The organism is Oscillospiraceae bacterium MB08-C2-2 (assembly GCA_035621215.1).
Classification (GTDB): Bacteria; Bacillota; Clostridia; order Oscillospirales; family Ruminococcaceae; genus WRAV01.
Window position 1 is genome coordinate 1,308,144 of record CP141729.1, and the last position, 21,608, is coordinate 1,329,751.

Genomic DNA, 21,608 nt, shown 5'->3' on the forward strand with positions numbered 1-21,608 from the left:
GAAAAATTCAATTAATACAGAACCTTGTTTTTTGCTGAAAAGGATTTGCATCTCTCCTCGAGCTGTGCATAGCGAAGAACAGAAGCTCCGTCTTCGGATGCTGGGGCCGCTTCCGATGCTGCCGAAGTTTGCGCCGCTCCCCCGCTGGCAACACTTTGGCCGGCACTGGATGGGGTCTGGCCGCATCCTGTTAACAGGATCGACACTATAAATACTATAATCAGTGCTATTGAAAGAACAGGTTTCAACCTCATAATATTGTCTCATCTACAATACGGGCGATAAAAGCCAAGTATAGATGATTTTAAAGCGCTGCCGCTTTGCTGCGAACCCACTCAAGCCGGGCAAGATCAATATTACTGGGGACTGTGCAGTCCGCCCCAAGAATGACACCTGTTTTGCCGGCTTCCTCCAGCAGCTTTTGGGTATATTCCTCCACCTCTGCCTGACTGCCGGTATTGAGCAGGCCGGATTCGGTGTTATTAAATCCGCCAATGACAGCCTTGCCGCCAAAGAGCTTTTTACCTTCCGACAGGCTTACATTTTCAACGGTAACGGCCCAATTGATTGCTTTTGCATTGTAATCCGTATACCAGCTGAGATCGTTGCGGTTGCCCTTGAATCCGCAAATATGCAGGATGTTGTTGCTGCTGACCTCATTGGCTCCTTCAAGAACCTTCTTTTCACTGGGGGCCACAACCTCCTGATAAATCTCCTTGGTGATGCGTGCATCCTGTATGTTTTGAACGCTTAAGTAAATTCCATCCGCTTTGGCGGCAGTGATCACCTGCTGAGAAAGCACCGCCAAATCCTGTGCGATCACATCCAGAGCGTATTTCACGGCTTCTTTATCCTCTGTGATAAAATCGGCCAAAACTTGATTGCCTTTCTCATTCAACAAAATCTTAAAGAAAGTTGCAGGAGCAAATATGTTGTAGAAGGTTGCCAGATCATCGCCAAAGGCATCGGTAAGGGTTTTGACCAGCTCAACCTGCTTTTGAATCCAAGGGTGGTTTACACCAAGGGGCTTTAGCTCCCTTAAATCCCCAGCTTTTTTTGCTTCCAGCAAAATGGGATTGGGATATGCAAAAAAGCCATCACTCATCAGCTTGACAAAATCAGGCCCGAAGTCACCCACAAATTTCTTGTGGCCCTCTATGCTTTTCTGGAGAATATCCGCATTTTCCAGCCCCTGCTTGATTTCCTCGCCCTGAATGAAATGGAACCAAAAACCAACGGGAACTCTTTCGACTTCTTTATTATCAAAGGCATTAAATACAAATTGTTTATTGGACATGGTGATCCTCTTTTCTATATATTTATTTAAAGGGTAAAGGTGTCTGCAAAGCAGCACATTCGATTCATTGAGCTGTAACAACAGTAAACCCTTCGTGCTTTTTTGCCACAAAAAACGGGATTGTTTTTTCTCATTGAATCGATCATTCCTTTCTCGCAATTCAAACATAGTAAATATATAAACATACTATGTATATATATTTAATAGTGTTTATGATAGCACAACAAAATTTGGTTGTCAATCGAATTTAAGCGCTTATCTTTTTATTTTTCTGCGCCTGCACCAGGCGCAGAAAGGCTATTTTTTGCGGCATAAGCTGTTTGTAATTCAAAAAAACGATATCCGGCAAAATTATTTAGCAAAACTCTGGGCCAATAGCTCTAGAGCGTTTAAAGCATGGCCCCGTTTTCACACGCACCGCCCCAGTTGCGACATAGATAGGATTCCATCCACATAGACATATGGGTATTGGCCGCTCTTTAAGGGACGGTTGCACCAGTTCTCGTGGTAAAAATCCTATAGTATCCCAACATCTTAGGAGCCACTGTCTGGAGGAGGCCCTGGCAAATTATTTGTTACCTTAAAATCGCGCGGCAGCATGAGGCAGATCCATTATCCCTTTATGATAGCAACAAGCGGTATCGCTCTTATTTACGTAATTATTACGTAAATATTACTGAAACATGAACGAACCCAATTCCATAATATGATAAGCTTATTATTGCATAGGAAATTCTTTAATAGGGCTATTGATTATAGTATGGAAAGGAATTTGAAGATGAAATTATTTCAACGGTTAATGGCATTCTCACTTGCACTTGCCATAACAATATCAGCGATACCTTCGTTGACATTGTCTGTTTTGGCAGAGGAGGCAACGGAGCTGGGACAGAGTGCAGGCAGAATCCAACCACTCGGTATCAACGGACCATCCGCTTCCATTTTAGGGCAGGATAATCCGAAACAGAATCTTACTTTTACAATCGACATAGAAAATGCATCGGATGTTGCAGATGTTACGGTGCTGTATCAGCAGGCCGCTGACGTGGTTTTTTCGAAAAAGGCTATGTCCGCAACTGACAGCAACACCTATACTGCGGTATTAAATCGTTCCGATATTTGGGCTTCGTCGCTTAAATGGCAGGTACAAGTAAAATACAACAACGAATTAGATTGGCTTTCTTCTCTCAACGATACTGCCATTGTATGCGCAGTGGGTGCACAGCAATCTTCCCCTTTACTGATTACTGAAATTGTACCTACAGCTACAAAGGGATATCATTATACTTATCTGGAAGTTTATAACAACTCCACCCAAACCATTGATTTAAAGGATTACACCGTTTTTAATCAGTGGTCCGACAAAGGCTGGAATGAATGGACCTTTGATGGAAAAAGCCAGAGTGTTTCCAATGGCATTGGCACCAATTATCATCCGGCCGAAAGTATCCCGCTAGCGGCAGGGAACTCCATAATTATGTGGCCTACAAACCAGGCGCACACACTGGAAGATTTTAATAGTTTTTACGGCACCGATGTTCAGCCGGAGCAAATTGTTAAAGTAGCTCATGGCGGCATTTCGCCAACCGATCAGCGCACCTTCAGTATTGGCAAAACCATTAATACAATTGTAGCCACTGCTGTCAGCAACAATGGAAAGGTTGAGGACAATCCGGATAGGAATGTGAATACCAAATATGCGAACCAATATACCTACCGTATAGATGGAAAAGCAGGTTATAAATATACAAAAACTGCAGCACCTACCCCCGGAACGGTCGCAGAATGGCAGATTCCCGATCAACCCTATGATTTGGATGCCGAAAATGCAACCATTCATCCCATTTCAGACAGCGACCTTATCTATCAGGCCAGTTATGGGGCTGCAGACCCTGTAACCATTCAGGCAAAAATTACAGGAGCCTCTTCCAATATCTCCGCTAATCTGTATTACAGCCAGAATAGCTACGAAGTGCGCAAATTAGAAATGGAAAAAGGTGCTGATAGTCTTTTCTCTGTTACGATAAGCCGCAGCGTGCTCTGGGCAGATGACTTTACATGGTATATACAGGCCGATGATGGAACAAATTCGGTAAAAAGTGCGGAAAAGACCAGCGCTGTTGTATCAAACGTTGATTATTCCAGCGTGCCGCCTTTAATTTTCACAGAGGCTGTGCCGGTTTATAAAACAGGCACACAGGCTACATATGCCGAGCTTTATAACAACTCCGATAAAGCCATCAATATGGGCTACTATAATTTATATTATCAGTATCTGGATAGCTCTACAGCGCCTAAGACATGGACAATTTCGACACCGGAGCTCTTGTTGGAACCCGGGAAAACATTGATCCTCTGGCTTAGCAACAACGGTACTGCTGTAGAACAGTTCAACGATATTTTCGATACCGATCTTGAGGAAAACAAAGACATTGTCCGCATTGACTATTCCGGCTTTCACGCCAGCAACTGGCGGAAATTGAGTATCGGCCATACGTTGGAAACTGCGTTTACCCATGCGGAATTTAACGAGAACAATGCTGCCGATGTTACCAGCGGCAGCAATCGATCAGTACAATATACTTATCCTCGAGATGCTTCAAACAAAAGCCTTAAAGTGACCACTCAAAAAGCTCCTTCTCCCGGCAGCGTGGAGGAGTGGCAGGTTCCCCCAGCCGACAAGCGTGCACATTTTGAGGGGTATCCCGAGTATGAGGATACCGGGGCAGCACCGGTAATAACCGCTGTAAATGTTCCCGATGCGGTTAACGAAGGCGAAGAGTATTTTGCCACCTTCCTTTGCAGCGATGCTATAGGCCTTTCCGGTATGACAATTGGCTATCGTTTTGATGGCGAAACCAAGTTAAAAACCATCTATGAAAAAAGCCAGCGGGTGAAGGGAAAGTTTTTTGCACGAATCCCAGCCAACGAGATTCTCAATCACAATTCTATCCAGTTCTATGTAGAGGGATACAATCTTTACCGCAAAACTACAACGCAGACCTACACGGTCAACGTGAATCGCTTGAAGGCAAACGGCCTTCGGCTAAATGTAGGAGACGGGAAGGTTCTGGCAGGAGTCAAAACAATCACTGCCAGCAATGGCGGCAGCAACGCAGACACTCAGATTTTTGTGGAAGGTGAGCAAACCGAAACCCAGCGTGTTTTAGAAAACGGTGCGTTTTTCTCTCTCTCCACCGGCGATCAGAACAATTATTTCAAAAACGCTGTTACAGCCCCTTATGGGGATAATGACCGGGAAATCATCTCTTATTTGGGTAGATGGACCAATTTAAGTTCCCGAGCTGTGCTGGTGGACAACAAATACTTCCAGATCGATGCCAATGGAGATTACTCCATTAAGCTCACAGTATGGGCAGGCGGACAGGGAACTGCATTTGAAGATATCTATAAGCCTGACTTAAACCGCGAAGATTTTACTGTAAGCAACGTGAAACTCGTATTGGTCAATGGCGAAGAATTTCTTCCCCACCGAGCCGTGCAGGATTATCAATATACGGAAGGCTCCTTCTCGCTGGATGTTAAAAATCCCGCTGGCAACCGTATCTATAATGTTGGCGACAGCAAAAACGGAAAAATGGCTCCCAGTTTGGATCTTTACTTCAAAATTCCAAAAGAAAAGCTAACGGCTGTAGGCTACGAACTGGATACAACCAAGCTTTCAGACGGCAAGTATACCATCAAAGCCACCTCTGGCAGCCTCACCCAAACGGCTTCAATCCTTGTAGATAATACAGCGCCCAGCATTGGTGCGGGTATCGAAGAAGGTGCGCTTGTTTCTGGCACGCTCCAAATTAACCCAGAGGTTATCGATGAAAACGGCTTGGATATAAGCCAATATATTGTTTCACTGGATGGCAAAGCCATCACTGTCCCCTATTCTGTGCCCACCCGGGAATTGTCTCCCGGTGCGCACACCCTGCATATTTCCGCTCTGGACATCGGTGGAAATGAAGCACAGAAGACCGTTGCATTTTATACCGACACCAAGGACCCTGCCGGTATTACAGCAAAAGCTGTTGATATCACTGCCAACCAGGCTAAGCTATCTGTTTCGGTAGGTGAGCTAAATGGTTCCAGTGCCGCAGTGGATTTCTATAAGGGCCGGATTTTAACTTTAGAAAACGGAGAGATCTCTGTCACAAAGGGTGTAGGCAATAAGCCCATTGAGGTTGTAAACGGCAATTCTAATATTACCGTGACCTCCCCAGATGGTGATCTGCCTTATCAGATTTTTACCATTCAGGTTGGCAATACAGAAGAAAGCGACAACATTGCAGCAAATTGGAACGGAACAGCCAATTATGCAGATGCCTCCCGAGCTCTTTCCATGTATGTACTGAATCTTGCAAACAATCAATGGGAGCTTCTTTCCCGCGCTGATGCTGCAGGCAATATCAACACCTTCTTCACTGCAAAGAACCATGTGGAAAACGGCGCTGCCACTCTTCTGGTACAGTGCCGGGCAGATGATAACCCCGGCGTTCAGCGTTCTGCGGCCACAATAGCAGCCGCACAAAACGCAGCTAATTCCCAGTGGGATGGCACCGGACGGCCTGATAACTATGACTTTGCTTTTGCGTGGATCACCGATACGCAGTATTATTCCGAAAGCTGGCCGCAGCATTATTTGCAGCAGAACCAGTGGCTGGTGGACAATGCTGATGAATGGAATATCCGTTATACCATGCACACCGGTGATATTGTAGACGAATGGGATATGGATGACCAGTGGCAGCTTGCTGACAAGGCCATGAAAATCTTTGATGACAACGGTATGCGTTATGGCGTTCTCGGTGGTAATCACGATGTTGCAGCTGGTCTGCAGTATTACGACAACTACTGGAAATACTTTGGTACCCACCGCTTTGAAGACAGCCCCATCTATGGAGGAAGCTATAACAACAATCTGGGGCATTACGATCTTGTTACAGAGAATGGGCAGGATTTCATCATTTTATATATGAGCTGGGATATCTACACCAATGAAATCAACTGGATGAATCAGATTCTCCAAAAATACAGCGACCGCAAAGCAATCATCGCAACACACCGCTATACCAACGCCAAATTCGCTTCGGGGAATCCTGATGGGCTTCTGGATTATCAAGGTTATGTATTGCGGGAACAGGTTGTTGCCAAAAACCCCAATGTTTTTGCAGTTCTTAACGGGCATTACCATGGTGCATCCATTCAGGTGGATGGTTTCGATGACGATAGGGATGGCATCAAGGAGCGTTCTGTTTACCAAATCTGCACCGATTATCAGTCGGATGTGGAGGGGGGTTCCCAATATATAAAGTTCCTGTATTTTGATTTACAGAACAATAAGGTGTATATGAATTCCTACTCGCCTTATCGGCAGGACTTCAACTATTTTGATGAACCTAAGCTGGATGCCTTCCCCATCGGGCTCCAAAAAGCCGATTATGATATTTATGAGCTGGATGTGCCGTTCGATACTGCCGCAAAGAGCCTGAATACAAGCCGGTTTACAGCAAGTGTCCTTACACAGGAGGCCATTGGCAAAGCACAAACAGCCACTGAAACAGCACAAGTGCTCTGGACAGGCTTAAAGCCAAATACCAACTACAGCTGGTACGCCGCTGTCACCAACGAAAACGGTGGTTTAAGCACAACTCCTGTTAACGTATTCCGTACCCGGACTGCTACAAACAATGGGGGCGGCCAGAATAGCGGCAGAGATGACAGTAGCGATGACCGGGATACCAAAAAAACTTTGGGAGATACGGTAAAGGCTTCGCCAGATTACAGCGAGGCAGCAACCCATTCTGATGCTTCCGGCAGAATTTCTTTTTCTAAAATTGAGAATGAAATGACTAAAGTGGCCGGTTCTTTTTCCAATTCTGTCACGATTCGTACAAAAAATGCTAAGAGCATCTCCCCTGCAACCATACAAAGCATTCTGAGAAAGGCCGCTGAGCTCAATAAAAACATCACCCTCCATGCGGATACAATGAGCAGTGCGGTGAACGCAGTGCAAGGGCGGCTATACTTAGACCTCACGCAACTGCAAAATACAGCCAGTGATTTACAGCTGGGCGTTTATACCGCCCTTGAGAAGACTGCCAATACAAAAGGTTTTTTTAAAAAATATTTTAATAATTCAATAGAAGTTGTCAGTCTTGCACAGGCAGGTTCCTTTGGAGCAAGATTGCAGGTAGCTGCTAAAGTAGATCTCTCAAAATTGGCAGCTGAAACCCTATTCTTCTACTCCTATAACCAAAATGAAAATACGTATACAAGAATTTCCACACCTTCTTATTCTGTCGACCAAAATGGATATCTACACTTCTATACGCAATTGGGTGGGAGCATTATTATTTCGGATAAACCACTAAATCGCAAATAAGGTGAACTGGAATGGGCGCCTAGATGATTTTGATATTGCCCATCCAGACGGAATCTATTGGTTTGATGGTAGTACGCTTAATCGCCCAAGTTATGTAACGGACGGTATCTTGTTGGTCCGAAATCAAGCAGGATTTACGGTGGGCACCATTGTTTTTCAGACAATTTTAAATAGCGTACATTTGTCTAGCGCTGCGGGAGCGATCAGGTGTTGGTATCCGGGTACGGGATGGACTGGATGGAAACATCTGGCCACCGCCGAACCGCCTCAGAAGTACGATCTGCAATATGCCACCGGGTTTTCCGCTTACACGAAATCAGAGTACTGGAAAAACCAGTTTTCCGAATGCACAGTTATTGCACGGTGTCAATCAAGTGTAGATATTATATCGGGACATGTGATTGCGTTGTTGCCGGAAGGATATTGGCCCACAAGTATCGTATCTGTATTGTGCAGGGTCAAGTATCCCAGTGAAACAGTATTTGGATATGTGGATGTACTCCCAGATGGACAAATTAAAATATATCCCGATCACTTGGTTGCTGGTGCTGCGATAGACATTATTATTAATCCTATTCGGTTTTGACAATTTTCCAAGCGGCACAATAGAAGGCTATTGTGCTGCTGGAAAACAGCATTGCACACATAATTGATCTGTTGCACTCCCGCCTGTTTTTTGATATATGGTTATAGTGCCTGCTGTTGCGCTTATATTGCCACTACGAGAGTTTCCAAAATCATTATTAGATATATACGACATGATATATGCTTCGGATGGACGGTATCCTTCCGGTAGAGTTCCTATTGTTATCTGCTGTAGCGTATTTGCCACAATCATTCCTTGCAGATAGACTATTCCGTACACCTTACAATAGCGAGGCGACAATCCTCCGGCAACTGTTACGCCATTTTGCAAAGATAACGTAATCCATTCCACTGTATCCAAATTCACCTTATTTGCCAAAAGCGAATCAGTTTCCATTTTAGAATAGGTGGTCGCCTTTTCTGCCTTATTTGCCAAAGTCGTATCAATTCCGGCATAAGCCTCATTAAAATCCTGTCGGCTGGGCTTGTCCTCGGGCTTCCACTGGGGCAGGTTATAATGGGCAGTTTTTTCATTGTAAGACATATTCAAATTCCTCCTAAAGTCAAAACCTCCGGCTAAGCCGGAGGCTTGAATAAGCCCTAGAAGGGCACAATACAGACAGTACCCCTAAAGGGGTCCCGAAAGATCTGCCATCCGCATTGCTTTCTCGGGCAACCCCTAAAGGGGTACGTTTTTATGCCTTGGTGTTCTTGCTACCCGTAAACGGGTCAGTGTACTCCTTGAGACTCATCTGATCGGATAGCTCATCTTCCTCCAATTGCTTTTTGATATACTCCTGTATCTGCTTTTTATTCCGCCCTACTGTATCCACATAATACCCTCTTGCCCAGAAATGCCTATTTCCATATTTGTACTTCAAATTTGCATGACGGTCGAATATCATTAAGCTGCTCTTCCCTTTTAGATACCCCATTATCTGCGATACACTAAACTTTGGTGGTATACTGATTAGCATATGGATGTGATCTGGGCATGCGTTCGCTTCTATAATTTCTACCCCTTTTTGATCACACAATTTCCTTAGGATAAACCCTATGTCTGCTTTAATTTCCCGATATATTACTTGTCTCCTGTATTTTGGTGCAAATACTACGTGGTATTGACATCTCCACTTGGTATGTTCTAAACTGTTTATGTCTTTCATTTAAAGACCTCCTCGATTTTTTAGTTAGGTTGGCAGACCTTAACTTTTAATATATCGGGGAGCTTTTTTCTTGTCCATACCTATAAGGTCTTTCTCCACCGGCAAAGCCGGTGGTTCTTAAGCAGTGTAAACAGCGTGTAAATCCGAATGCGCCTTTCGGATTTACACGCTGTTTATGGTTTAAAACATATGTTTTTTATTTAATTATAGCATTGAATCTCCACTGTGGCAACCCTTAAACTAAAATGAATTTGAAACACAGTTGATAAGGTATTATTTTTAAAGTCAACGGCATTCCATTTAAGGCTCAACGCCTCAGATCGTCTGAAACCATTGCAGAGGCACACATACACCATAGGCTTCAATATTTCACTGCCAAATGCATGGATGGCCACACTTTTGTCATCCCATCTGCCCATTCCTTTTGCAGGCAGAAGCAATATATTATATGTCATCCCCATTGCCAAAAACTGCTTCTTTAACGGGCAGTTTTTTTCATCTTGTCATGGGTCTGGCGGTGCCCTCGAAAGAATATTGATCCTGAAAATTGTTCCGGTATTCTTTTGGCGTAATGCCTTCGTTCTTTTTAAATACATGGCTGAAGTAGTTCGGCTCATTGTATCCTATTTCCATTGCGATAGCCGCTAACTTCATGTCGGTTTGTGAAAGCAGTTCCTTTGCTCTCTTAATGCGCAGGGTGGTGAGGTGACTGATAAAAGTATTCCCAAATGTCTGAGAAAATATGGTACTGAAATGAGCGGAGCTCATACCCACATGACGTGCAACGCTGATCAGCGAGATATTGGGGTCGCAATACTGCTTTGAGATATACGCCGCAGCCTGGCTGATGACATGACTGTGTTTGACCAGCTTTCGATTCTCCTGCTTCATTCGAATCGCTTCCATAAGCAGCTCCTGTGCTTGCTTTTCGCAGAAATCCCGCCGGCTGGAGGCTGCAAAGATATCATAAGCACTGCTCAATTGTGCGGCAATATCTTTTTTATCCACATCCGGTTTTGCTGCCGACACGATTTGAACAGCAGTTTTTAGAATATCCACCAACGTGTAATAACGATACAGCATGCTGTTATACTGGTCGCTGTCTGTTCCATCCCAAAATTCACTCATTAGATTGGGGATGTCTTCAGGTGAAGCGTAGAGAAGCCTTTGCCCAAACCTTTCGCCAAATGAACTGCTAAAGCCTACAATATCGGTTGTAATTTGGGCCATATCATTTATATCAATAACCTGCCCCACTGAAACCGCTTGGAGTTTCTTGAGCATGGTGTTGGAAGCATTATAAGCATCCTTTACCAAGCTGACTCGCTGAACAATATTGCCCACCAGCGTGGTGATCAGTATGTCATCGTCCTTCAGTTCGTGGTAAATGATTTTAACAAGAAGATAGGCAGCCTCGTTTAATGAATCTACATTCTTTGCATAGGCAAGCAAGGCCAGCTGATCTGTTCCATCAAAATAATAGAGAGCCGGGTGTCGATTCAGCAAGATCTTGGCTATTTTCTGTTGCCAGTGGATGCTGAGCGAATCTGCACTTTCAAAATGGAACAGAATCACTTGATAAAAAGGATGCACTATTTCAAGTCCCAGAGATGCTGCTCGTTCCAGTATGGGGCCGGTATCAGCACCGCCGAAAAGCATCTGCTGCATAAAATGCTGATACAGCGCAAACTTCACCTCGTCCTTGCTATATCCGGTTGGTAACGCTCCTCTGCTTCGGCTTTGCTCCAACTGCAACGCCATTTTATGAATTGCTTCGGCAAGCTCGGTAGGCCGAACCGGCTTGAGAAGATATAGGTCAACGCCAAGAGAAATTGCTTTCTGAGCCGATTCAAATTCATCATACCCACTAATAATGGCGGTTTTAAGCCACGGCATCATCGTTTTTGCATGGCGAATCAATTCAAACCCATCCAAAAATGGCATCTTAATATCGGTGAGCAAAATATCCGGCATCAGGTCAGTCATCATAGAGAGAGCCATTTCCCCATCCGATGCTTCACCACAAAACGAATATGGCCCTTCCATATTCTCAACCATATCCCGGATATTTTGCCGGATCAGGAGTTCATCTTCCACAACAAAAATCTGATACATTGTCTCACCCCTTCTTGTCATATAATGCACTGTAAGTTTATCCTTGCTAATTTTACCATTAAATTACAGTTTCGTCTACTTAACTAAAGATATTATCATTTTTTCAAAAGAAAATATAGGTTTTGACGTCTCTCTTGGAGATTGCAAAAATTGATATCAGCTTGCCGAAAGAACTTTAATGTCTCCCACTGCTATAAGGACTATACTATAGTCAAACAGTCTGGATAATAAACACATCCCGGCTGCAAAACGATGATCGTTACTTTATTTGAATATTGGAGGAGAAAAAATGAAAAAGCTGTTTTGTATGTTTTTAATCATGACGCTTACTCTTTCACTGGCTGCATGCGGAGGTGCCGCTCCCCTAGAGCCTGCCAGTAGCACTGCTCCGGCCCCCAGCGCCGCTGAACCGCCTAAAGCAGATTCGGGCACCATTACAGTCGGTATTGTCAACAACCCTCCCTCTGAATCCGGCTATCGTGAAGCCAATGTTAAAGATTTTGAAAAAGTATTCGCTGCCGAAAATGGATACGAAGCAAAAACTTTTTACAGCCTCAAAAATGACGAGCAGTTGAATGCCGCCCAGCAGTTTATCACCGACGGCGTGGATTATCTGCTGATATCCGCTGCAGAGACAACTGGCTGGGACAGTGTCCTGAAATCCGCCAAAGAGGCTGGCATCAAGGTCTTCCTGTTTGACCGTAAGATCGATTGTGATGAAAACCTGTTTGAATCCGCTGTTGTTTCCGACATGGCCAAGGAAGGCGACCTCGCCGTTGCATGGCTGAAGGATCAGAAGCTGGATGCCTATAAGGTAATTCACATTCAGGGCGCCATGGGCTCAGATGCTCAGATCGGCCGCACCGGTGCGCTGGACAAGGAATTTGCAGCCGGTACAATGGAGAAAATTGTACAGCAGACAGCCACTTGGGACGAAGCAGAAGCCAAGAAAATTGTGGAATCCGTTATAAACTCCGGTGAGAAATTCAACGTTGTCTATGCTGAGAACGACGGTATGGCAAGAGGCGCTGTTGCCGCTTTGGATGAAGCCGGTATTACCCACGGCAAAAATGGCGATGTTGTTATCATGGGCTTTGACTGCAATACCTGGGCGCTGGAAGAAGTGCTCAAGGGCAACTGGAACTACGATGGTCAGTGCAGCCCCTTCCAGGCCACTGTGATCAGTGACATGATCGCAACACTGGAAAACGGCGGAACCCTCTCACAGAAAATTGTGATTTCGGAAGAAAGAGGCTTTGATGCCGCCACCATCACCCAGGCAGACATTGATACATATGGCTTATAATTAATCGCTTTTTACCATAGCAAAGTAGTTGTGTCAACACTGCGCGGTGCGGATTATGTGGATGGGTTCCGCGTATCCGCACCGTGCATTTTTATGGCACCTCGAAGGGAGCGTTGTCCATGCAAAACGATATTGTCTTGTCTGCACAAAAGATATGCAAAGCCTTTCCCGGTGTAAGAGCCCTACATAATGTGGATTTTACTCTGCGCCAGGGTGAAATCCACGCACTGATGGGAGAGAACGGAGCTGGCAAATCAACTCTGATTAAGGTGTTAACCGGCGTTTATCAAAAGGATGCGGGGCAGGTTAATCTAGCGGGGATAGACAGAGAAATTACAGTAAAATCACCCCAAGATGCTCAAAACATGGGGATCAGCACCGTCTATCAGGAAATAACGCTGTGCCCCAACCTTACTGTGGCCGAAAACATATTCATCGGGCGTGGGAAATACAGCTTTGTGAACTGGAAGGATATGGAGAAGAAGGCCGGGACGATTCTTCAGAACCTTGGAATCCCGGCCAGGCCAAAGCAGCAGCTTGCCAGCTGCTCGCTGGCTGTGCAGCAAATGGTGGCTATTGCCCGCGCCGTGGATATGGAGTGCAAGGTTCTCATTCTGGATGAACCAACCTCTTCACTGGATGAGCAAGAGGTTGGGATGCTCTTCAACCTGATGCGCGATTTAAAAGCCCGCGGCGTGGGTATTGTCTTTGTCACACATTTTCTGGAGCAGGTATATGCCGTTTGCGACAGGATCACAGTCCTGCGAGATGGTGAGCTTGTGGGAGAATATGAAATCAAGGATCTGCCTCAGGTGGATCTGGTTGCAAAAATGATGGGCAAAGAACTGGACGATCTATCCGGGCTGAAAAAAACGCAGGCAGCGCCCGATGAAAGCAGCACTTCTATTTATGAGGCCACCCAGCTTTCCAGTGAGGCATGCGCAAAGCCCTTTGACTTTCGAATCAGCAAGGGGGAGGTCAACGGCTTTACCGGTCTGCTTGGGTCTGGGCGCAGTGAAAGCGTGCGTGCAATTTTTGGTGCAGATCCGGTTACCGGAGGCAAGGTTTTAATGGATGGAAAACCTGTCACCATATCTTCGCCCATTGATGCCATGAAAAATGGCATTGGATATCTGCCCGAGGACCGTAAACACGATGGAATTATCTCTGATCTGTCGGTGCGGCAAAATATTATTCTTGCACTGCAGGTTATGAAGGGGTTTTTCCGGCCAATCTCAAAAGCCAAGGCAGAGGATTTCGCCGAGGAATACATTAAATTGCTAGGGATTAAAACAGCTTCGGCGGATACACCCATCAAGTCTCTTTCCGGCGGGAACCAGCAAAAAGCCATTCTGGCACGCTGGCTGCTCACCAATCCCAGATATTTGATATTGGATGAGCCTACCCGTGGCATCGATGTTGGAACCAAGGCTGAAATTCAAAAGCTTGTGCTGCGTCTTGCCGAGGAGGGTGTAAGCGTTACGTTTATTTCATCCGAAATCGAAGAGATGCTCCGCACCTGTTCCCGGCTCATTGTTATGCGTGACCGCAGTATTGTGGGGGAACTCAGAGGCAGCGAGATTACGCAGGATACCATCATGCACACCATTGCCGGAGAGCTCAGGGAAAACGAGATCACGCAGGATACTATCATGCACGCTGTTGCAAGGGGGAAATAAGATGCGTAGGGGCATATATCGATCAACCGCCTTCAAAAATGAATATTCTCAACTAATTATTCCGCTTATAGCCCTCGCCCTGCTTGTTCTATTTAATCTGCTCAGGGACCCCGGTTTCTTTTCGGTGGGGCTTACCACAAACAATCAGGGGAATACCGTTCTGGCGGGTAACCTGATCAGTATTCTCAACGGAGCCTCTGAACTTGCAATTCTCGCTATGGGGATGACACTGGTAACCGCAGCATGTGGCGGCCAGGATATCAGTGTAGGTGCGGCGGCAGCGATAGCAGGCAGTGTGTTCATCAAGGTTCTGCGCACCAGTGCGATCACACCCGGGACTGTATTGCTTGCCTTTTTGGCGTGCTGCGCCGTTGCGATCATCTTTGGCGCCTTTAACGGAACATTGGTTGCTGTATTTGGTATCCAGCCGATGATTGCCACACTGATCCTGTATACAGCGGGCCGCTCCATTGCCTACTGGATCAACGGCGGTGCCACACCCACCGTTTCCAGCCCGCTGATCAACTCTCTGGGGGGCTTTATTCCGGGGATCCCTATCCCCACTCCGATTTTTATCGTTATATTGTGTGGGATCATTTTTGCCTTGTTGTTTAAGTTCTCATGCCTCGGTCTTTATACACAGGCGGTTGGAATCAATCAACAGGCGGCCCGCCTTAATGGGATCAACACCATCGGCATAAAGCTGCTTTCCTTTGTTATTTTGGGTGTATGTGTCGCTGTTGCGGGTTGTATCAGCGTTAGCAGGCTGGGGCTGATCAACCATGAAACACTGCTCATAGAAATTGAAATGGATGCAATTTTGGCTGTAGCCATCGGAGGAAATGCTCTAAGTGGCGGCAAATTCAAAATGGCCGGATCGGTGCTGGGTGCTTATGCCATTCAGGCGCTGACCACAACACTATACGCCATGAAGGTATCCTCCACAGCAATCAAGGCATATAAGGCGGTTGTGATCATACTGATTGTAGTAATCGGCTCGCCGGTTGTAAAGCGTATTGCTGACCGGCTCTGGACCAATCTATCAAACCAGATCCGCCGTACAAAAGCGCCTGCCATCATGGGAGGAAATCAGCAATGATCACAAATGGAAATACACCAAGCGTGGTAAAGGAACGTTCCAATAGAGAGCCTCTTACAAGCACCCAGTTGCTGCTGACCATAACGGTTTGTATCTTTTTCGGAATGTACATACTGGCCATGACAGTTTGGGGCGGAGGCTTTCTGCGGGCACAACAGCTCTTTGATATATTCAACAACAACGCTTCACTCATCATTATTGCTTGCGGCCTGACCATTGTAATGATTGCGGGTGGCATTGATATTTCTGTAGGCGGAATTACCGCATTGGTGGTCATGTCCTGCGTTGTCCATCTGGATGATGGGGGCGGAAGCATTTTGAGCGCTTCGCTGCTTGCATTGGGGATTGGGCTGGCCTTTGGGCTTATTCAGGGATATCTGATATCCTATCTGGAGATTCAGCCATTTATCGTCACGTTGGCAGGCATGTTCTTTGCGAGAGGGATGACAACCATTGTCAGCCTTGAGCCCCGCACCGCCCAGAATCAAAGCTTTCTGGCACTCAAGGATGCCCGGATAGAAATTCCGTGGCTGGGGCACACAGCGAAGAATGGAGCCTTGATTCCCGCAAAGATAGAGCTGGGTGTAATCATTGCGCTGGCAGTTGTGGTGCTTATTTTTGTAGTTCTGAAATGGTCCAGATTTGGGCGTAATCTTTATGCCGTGGGCGGCAGTCAGCAAAGCGCCTTGATGCTTGGCATTAACGTAAGGCGTACAAAGCTGTTTTCTTATCTTCTCTGCGGATTGCTGGCGGGAATCGGCGGCTTTGTCTTTCTGATGCACACCGGCGCAGGCAACGCCACCAATGCAGCCGGAGGCGAAATGAATGCCATCGCCTCATCCATCATCGGAGGAACCCTGCTCACCGGAGGCGTTGGAAATGTAATCGGTACACTGTTTGGTGTACTCACCTTAACAACCATTAAATCCATCGTTGTTGCTTCCGGTCTGAGAGATCCGTGGTGGCAGAGCATCACCACCGGAGCAATGCTCTGCTTTTTCATTCTGCTGCAAAGCCTAGTCCTCTCAAACCGCGGCAAGCGCGGTTTCAAACCGGCACTTCCCAAGTGGCTGCGGCTGAATAACTTAAAACAATAAGGCGGGAATACAGCATGAACCAACACGAACTGAAACTCATGATTGAAGCGGGCGATACCTCCTTGGGTATCGAACTGGGTTCCACTCGCATCAAGGCTGTGCTCATTGGGGCAAATTGCAAGCCCCTTGCCAGCAGCTTCCACGAATGGGAAAACCAGCTGGATAACGGCATCTGGACCTATCCCATGAGCGCAGTCTGGGCGGGCTTGCAGGACGTTTACCAGAAGCTCGCTGATACTGTCAGAGCTGAATATGGTGTATGTTTAAGGAAAATCGGCTCCATCGGCATATCCGCCATGATGCACGGATACCTGCCCTTTAACGCTGAGGGGGAGCAGCTTGCTCCTTTCCGCACTTGGCGAAACACCATGACAGAAAAAGCATCAAAGGAGCTCACCAAGCGATTTCGCTTCAACATCCCCCAAAGGTGGAGCATCGCACATCTCTACCACGCTATGCTGGAGAAAGAGCCTCATGTGGAGGAGATTGCTTTTCTAACCACGCTGGCAGGCTATGTGCACTGGAAACTGACCGGCGAAAAAATCTTGGGTGTTGGTGAAGCCTCGGGCATGTTCCCCATCGACAGCACTAGCAATGATTTCAGCGGGGATATGATAGACTGTTTTGACGGCATGGCTCAGAAGCTGGGCATCCATTGGAAGCTCAGGGATATCCTGCCTAAAGTATGCAGCGCCGGGGAATCCGCAGGTCATCTGACCGAAGAAGGCGCCCGGCTGCTGGATCCTTCCGGCCGTCTGGAATCCGAAATCCCCTGCTGCCCGCCGGAAGGGGATGCCGGAACCGGTATGGTAGCAACAAACGCCGTTGCACAGCGCACCGGCAATGTCTCAGCAGGCACCTCAATTTTTGCCATGATCGTGCTGGAAAAGCCGCTTGCCAAAGTGTATGAAGAAATTGATATGGTCACAACACCCACCGGCAAGCCGGTGGGCATGGTGCATTGCAACAATTGCACCTCGGATTTCGATGCATGGGTTCGCTTATTTGGTCAGGTCTTGACCGCCATGGGATTCAGCTTTCAAAAGTCTGCACTTTATGATGCCATTTACGCCGAAGCACTCAAAGGAGAACCAGACGGAGGCGGTCTTTTGAGCTACAACTATTATTCCGGTGAACCCATTACCGGCTTTGAGGAAGGCCGCCCTCTCCTTGTTCGCACTCCCAACAGTGCCTTTAGCCTAGCCAATCTTGCCAAAACGCTTCTCTATTCCACCATGGCCACCCTGCGCATCGGAATGAATATTCTCACTGTCGAGGAGGCTGTGGCCGTGGATGTTTTACAGGGGCATGGCGGTCTGTTTAAAACACCGGCAGTTGGGCAAAGCCTGATGGCAGGCGCATTAAATATTCCTATTTCAGTGATGGAAACCGCCGGTGAAGGAGGAGCGTGGGGCATTGCTCTGCTGGCCGACTATATGCGGCGAAAACAAAAGGAAGAAACGTTGGAGGAATATTTGTCTGCACACGTATTCTCCCAAGCCGCCTGCGTAACGGCTGCCCCTAAAAAGAGTGATATTGACGGATTTGCAGACTATTTGACCCGGTATAAAGATGGCCTTGCCATTGAACGGGCCGCCGTGACCCACCTGAAATAAACAGCATAGTGAAGTGAGGGATTATACATGTATGTAAAAAGCCGCGAATTTTGGTTTGTTGCCGGCAGCCAGTTCCTGTATGGACCTGAAACCCTGGCTGCGGTTGAAAAAGATACACAAGCCATGGTTGAGTATATGAACACCGGTGAAAAGCTGCCTTGGCCCGTGGTATACAAGGACACCGTTAAAACGGCCGAGGGTATTGAAAAACTGATTAAAGAGGCCAACTTTGATGATACCTGCGCAGGTATCATCACCTTCTGCCACACCTTCTCCCCTTCCAGGATGTGGATAAACGGTCTTGTCTTATTGCAGAAGCCGTGGCTGCACTTTCATACCCAATTTAATGAGGAAATCCCAAACGATGCCATCGACATGGATTACATGAACCTGCACCAGAGCGCCCACGGTGACCGGGAGCACGGATTTATCGGCGCCCGACTGCGTATGCCCCGCCGCATTGTTGTGGGCCATTGGAAGGACGATGGAGCGCTTGCTAAAATTGCCAAATGGATGCGGGCAGCTGTTGGCGCAGCGGTAAGCAGGAATTTGAAGGTGATGCGTTTTGGTGATAACATGCGTGAGGTGGCTGTCACCGAGGGCGACAAGGTAGAAGCCCAGATCAAGCTGGGCTGGCAGGTGAACACGTGGCCAGTGGGGCAGCTGGCAGAAGCAATGCAGGCCATTACCGATGCCGAGGTGGATTTTAAGATGGCGGAGTACAAAGAGCGGTACGACTTTGCCACCGATGATTTCAGAACGGTACGCTATCAGGCTAGAGAAGAGCTTGCTATGCGCCAGATGCTGGATGCAGAGGGCTGCTTGGCATTTTCCAACACCTTCCAAGATCTGTATGGTATGGAGCAGCTGCCGGGCCTTGCCAGCCAGAACATGATGGCGGATGGGTATGGCTACGGTGGCGAAGGCGACTGGAAGGTCAGCGCCATGACGGCCATTATGAAGGCTATGGGGCAAGGAATGGGCGGCGGCAGTGCTTTTATGGAAGACTATACCTACGATCTAAAGAGCGGTCTTTCTCTTGGCGCACACATGCTGGAGGTATGCCCTTCTCTGGCAGCAGGACGGCCTAAAATTGAAATACATGCTTTGGGAATTGGTGACCGGCAGCCTCCGGCACGCCTTGTATTTGAAGGCAAGGCCGGCCCGGCTATTGTGGTCAGCCTAGTGGATATGGGTGGCCGGTTCAGGCTGATTGTGCAGGATATCGAATGTGTAAAGCCCACCCAGACCATGCCCAATCTTCCGGTGGCCCGCATTATGTGGAAGCCTATGCCCGACCTTGCCACCGGAGCCGAATGCTGGATACTGGCTGGCGGTGCCCATCACACTGTGCTGAGCTACGACTGCGACGCCGAAATGATGCGCGATTGGGCCAGAATGATAGGCATTGAGTTTGCTTACATCAACAAAGACACCGACCCTGTAAAATTTGAGCAGGAGCTTCTGCTGGCAGATATGGCATGGAAGCTGAAGGGATGATGATCCGCTATGTTGGAACAATTGAAAGAAGAAGTGCTGCACGCTAATCTGGAGCTGCCAGAGTATGGCCTTGTCACCTTTACCTGGGGAAATGTAAGCAGTATAGACAGGGAAAGCGGTCTTGTGGTCATTAAGCCCAGCGGGGTAGAATACAGTGCCATGACTGCCAAGGATATGGTTGTGGTGGCGCTGGATACCGGAGATGTGGTGGAGGGCAACTGGAAGCCCTCATCCGATACACCCACCCACCTGGAGCTGTACCGACAGTTTTCCGGATGTGGAGGCATCGTGCACACCCACAGCCGTTGGGCAACCACCTATGCGCAGGCCCACCGGGGTATCCCTCCCCTTGGCACCACACACGGAGACTATTTCTACGGTGAGATTCCCTGCACCCGGCTGATGAACCCAGAAGAAATCGCCGGGGATTACGAGCGGGAAACCGGCAAGGTAATTGTGGAAACGTTCTGTGACAAAGACCCCTTGCACATACCCGCCGTACTGGTTGCCAGCCACGGCCCTTTCGCTTGGGGTAAAAATGCCTCTGAGGCTGTGCATAATGCTGCGGTGTTGGAGGAACTGGCCTATATGGCTTGGCACACCCAAGCAATGCGTCCGGATATCCGGGAGATGCAATCGGAGCTATTGGATAAACACTATCTGAGAAAGCATGGCCAAAACGCCTACTATGGGCAAGGGTAATGTGAAAACGAAAAGGGAAGCGCTGGGGTGAATTGAATCCCGGCGCTTCCCTTTTCTTTTTTCAGTATTCACGGCTATTAATGATCTCTCTGGTAATGGTTCGGGAATCAAAGACCGTTTCCTCCACATAGGTAAATTTCTGTGGAGTTTCACCGGCCTCCAGCTGTTCAATTATATCCCGCACCCGGGGGCCGTGCAGCGGATTGCATTCCACGTTGAGGCTAATGAACCCCTCCAGCGTCATCTCCAGGGCGGCGTGGTTGGCATCAAAAGAAATAACAGTTACATCCTTGCCGGGCCTGAGCCCCACGGTCTTCAAGGCATCAATTACACCATACGCCATGTTATCATTTTCACTGTACACTACATTGATATCAGCATACCGGTTGAGAAAGCTCTCCATTACCTCCTGACCTTTCGCCTGCGTAAACTCACCGCTTTCTCTTGCAAGAAGATTCCAGTTCTCATTGGCCTCAATGCCGGCATCCAGGCCCCCAGTGCGGCCAATTTGCGCAGTAGAACCGAGATTGCCCTGCAAATGAACAATGTTAATCGGCATATTGCCAAACCGCTGTTCCATCCAAGCGGCGGCGGCGTCTCCTTCCTTGCGAAAGTCGGAGCCAATCCAGCAGGTGAACAGGCTCTCATCCTCCACCTCAATCATGCGATCCACAATGATAACAGGAATACCTGCCGCCTTAGCCTCCTGAAGCACAGTATCCCAACCTGTCTCCGTAGTGGGTGCCAGCACAATATAATCCAACTCCTGCTGAATGAAATTGCGGATAGCTGTAATCTGCCGTTCCTGCTTTTGCTGCGCATCATCAAAGATCAGCTTATATCCATCTGCTTCAGCAAAGGCCTCCTGCATACTTCTGGTGTTTGCCGCACGCCAATCGCTCTCTGCCCCAACCTGCGTAAACCCCACAACAATCATGTCATCATAAAGGTGATCATCCACTTGGGTTATGCCACTGGAATACCCACAGGCCATAAGGCCTAAGGCCAACAAGGAATACCCTATCGTCAACAGTAACCTTTTCACTTGATCC

At 47.5% G+C, this 21,608-nt stretch carries 14 protein-coding genes; 9 read left to right on the forward strand and 5 right to left on the reverse strand.

Translation table 11 applies throughout. The annotated features are described in order from the left end of the window. Positions 1–304: 304 nt before the first annotated feature. Complete coding sequence (locus U6B65_05815) at positions 305–1,297, reverse strand: uroporphyrinogen decarboxylase family protein (protein ID WRS28646.1); 993 nt, start codon at positions 1,295–1,297, stop codon at positions 305–307. Positions 1,298–2,075: 778 nt separating this feature from the next. Here U6B65_05815 and U6B65_05820 point away from each other — a divergent pair. Next, positions 2,076–7,691, forward strand: a complete 5,616-nt coding sequence (locus U6B65_05820; protein ID WRS28647.1) for a metallophosphoesterase — start codon at positions 2,076–2,078, stop codon at positions 7,689–7,691. A gap of 139 nt (positions 7,692–7,830) precedes the next feature. Next, entirely contained in the window at positions 7,831–8,277 is a 447-nt protein-coding gene (locus U6B65_05825; GenBank protein ID WRS28648.1) for a hypothetical protein, read from the forward strand. A gap of 27 nt (positions 8,278–8,304) precedes the next feature. Here the strand turns inward: U6B65_05825 and U6B65_05830 are convergent, their stop codons facing one another. The 3 genes from U6B65_05830 to U6B65_05840 form a co-directional block, all read right to left on the reverse strand. Next, positions 8,305–8,820, reverse strand: a complete 516-nt coding sequence (locus tag U6B65_05830) for a hypothetical protein (protein ID WRS28649.1) — start codon at positions 8,818–8,820, stop codon at positions 8,305–8,307. Between the two features lie 151 nt (positions 8,821–8,971). Further along, complete coding sequence (gene tnpA, locus U6B65_05835) at positions 8,972–9,442, reverse strand: IS200/IS605 family transposase (protein WRS28650.1); 471 nt, start codon at positions 9,440–9,442, stop codon at positions 8,972–8,974. Between the two features lie 495 nt (positions 9,443–9,937). Then, complete coding sequence (locus U6B65_05840; GenBank protein WRS28651.1) at positions 9,938–11,557, reverse strand: helix-turn-helix domain-containing protein; 1,620 nt, start codon at positions 11,555–11,557, stop codon at positions 9,938–9,940. A 289-nt stretch (positions 11,558–11,846) separates the two neighbouring features. Here U6B65_05840 and U6B65_05845 point away from each other — a divergent pair, with 289 nt between their 5' ends. From U6B65_05845 to araD, 7 genes are all read left to right on the forward strand, one after another. Next, positions 11,847–12,863: a substrate-binding domain-containing protein gene (locus U6B65_05845; GenBank protein WRS28652.1), complete on the forward strand. Its 1,017-nt coding sequence runs from the start codon at positions 11,847–11,849 to the stop codon at positions 12,861–12,863. 119 nt (positions 12,864–12,982) lie between these two features. Beyond that, complete coding sequence (locus tag U6B65_05850) at positions 12,983–14,542, forward strand: sugar ABC transporter ATP-binding protein (protein WRS28653.1); 1,560 nt, start codon at positions 12,983–12,985, stop codon at positions 14,540–14,542. Position 14,543: 1 nt separating this feature from the next. Beyond that, positions 14,544–15,641, forward strand: a complete 1,098-nt coding sequence (locus U6B65_05855; GenBank protein ID WRS28654.1) for an ABC transporter permease — start codon at positions 14,544–14,546, stop codon at positions 15,639–15,641. Then, positions 15,638–16,738: a sugar ABC transporter permease YjfF gene (locus U6B65_05860; protein ID WRS28655.1), complete on the forward strand. Its 1,101-nt coding sequence runs from the start codon at positions 15,638–15,640 to the stop codon at positions 16,736–16,738. The genes U6B65_05855 and U6B65_05860 overlap by 4 nt, the downstream gene beginning before the upstream one ends. Before the next feature lie 14 nt (positions 16,739–16,752). Then, the gene (locus U6B65_05865; protein ID WRS28656.1) at positions 16,753–18,354 is read left to right on the forward strand and encodes an FGGY-family carbohydrate kinase; all 1,602 of its coding nucleotides are present in this window, start codon (positions 16,753–16,755) and stop codon (positions 18,352–18,354) included. Between the two features lie 27 nt (positions 18,355–18,381). Further along, complete coding sequence (gene araA, locus U6B65_05870; GenBank protein ID WRS28657.1) at positions 18,382–19,854, forward strand: L-arabinose isomerase; 1,473 nt, start codon at positions 18,382–18,384, stop codon at positions 19,852–19,854. 9 nt (positions 19,855–19,863) lie between these two features. Continuing rightward, complete coding sequence (araD, locus tag U6B65_05875) at positions 19,864–20,556, forward strand: L-ribulose-5-phosphate 4-epimerase (protein ID WRS28658.1); 693 nt, start codon at positions 19,864–19,866, stop codon at positions 20,554–20,556. Positions 20,557–20,617: 61 nt separating this feature from the next. On the opposite strand, the gene U6B65_05880 is transcribed toward araD, so the two are convergent. Then, positions 20,618–21,601, reverse strand: a complete 984-nt coding sequence (locus U6B65_05880) for an ABC transporter substrate-binding protein (protein WRS28659.1) — start codon at positions 21,599–21,601, stop codon at positions 20,618–20,620. Positions 21,602–21,608 lie beyond the last annotated feature (7 nt).

Bases quoted from the DNA above. Each gene is read 5' to 3' on its own strand.
- U6B65_05815 (WRS28646.1), bottom strand. From the start codon at position 1,297: ATGTCCAATAAACAATTTGTATTTAATGCCTTTGATAATAAAGAAGTC.
- araA (WRS28657.1), top strand. From the start codon at position 18,382: ATGTATGTAAAAAGCCGCGAATTTTGGTTTGTTGCCGGCAGCCAGTTC.
- U6B65_05855 (WRS28654.1), top strand. From the start codon at position 14,544: ATGCGTAGGGGCATATATCGATCAACCGCCTTCAAAAATGAATATTCT.
- tnpA (WRS28650.1), bottom strand. From the start codon at position 9,442: ATGAAAGACATAAACAGTTTAGAACATACCAAGTGGAGATGTCAATAC.
- U6B65_05865 (WRS28656.1), top strand. From the start codon at position 16,753: ATGAACCAACACGAACTGAAACTCATGATTGAAGCGGGCGATACCTCC.
- U6B65_05840 (WRS28651.1), bottom strand. From the start codon at position 11,557: ATGTATCAGATTTTTGTTGTGGAAGATGAACTCCTGATCCGGCAAAAT.
- U6B65_05830 (WRS28649.1), bottom strand. From the start codon at position 8,820: ATGTCTTACAATGAAAAAACTGCCCATTATAACCTGCCCCAGTGGAAG.
- U6B65_05820 (WRS28647.1), top strand. From the start codon at position 2,076: ATGAAATTATTTCAACGGTTAATGGCATTCTCACTTGCACTTGCCATA.
- U6B65_05845 (WRS28652.1), top strand. From the start codon at position 11,847: ATGAAAAAGCTGTTTTGTATGTTTTTAATCATGACGCTTACTCTTTCA.
- U6B65_05860 (WRS28655.1), top strand. From the start codon at position 15,638: ATGATCACAAATGGAAATACACCAAGCGTGGTAAAGGAACGTTCCAAT.
- araD (WRS28658.1), top strand. From the start codon at position 19,864: ATGTTGGAACAATTGAAAGAAGAAGTGCTGCACGCTAATCTGGAGCTG.
- U6B65_05850 (WRS28653.1), top strand. From the start codon at position 12,983: ATGCAAAACGATATTGTCTTGTCTGCACAAAAGATATGCAAAGCCTTT.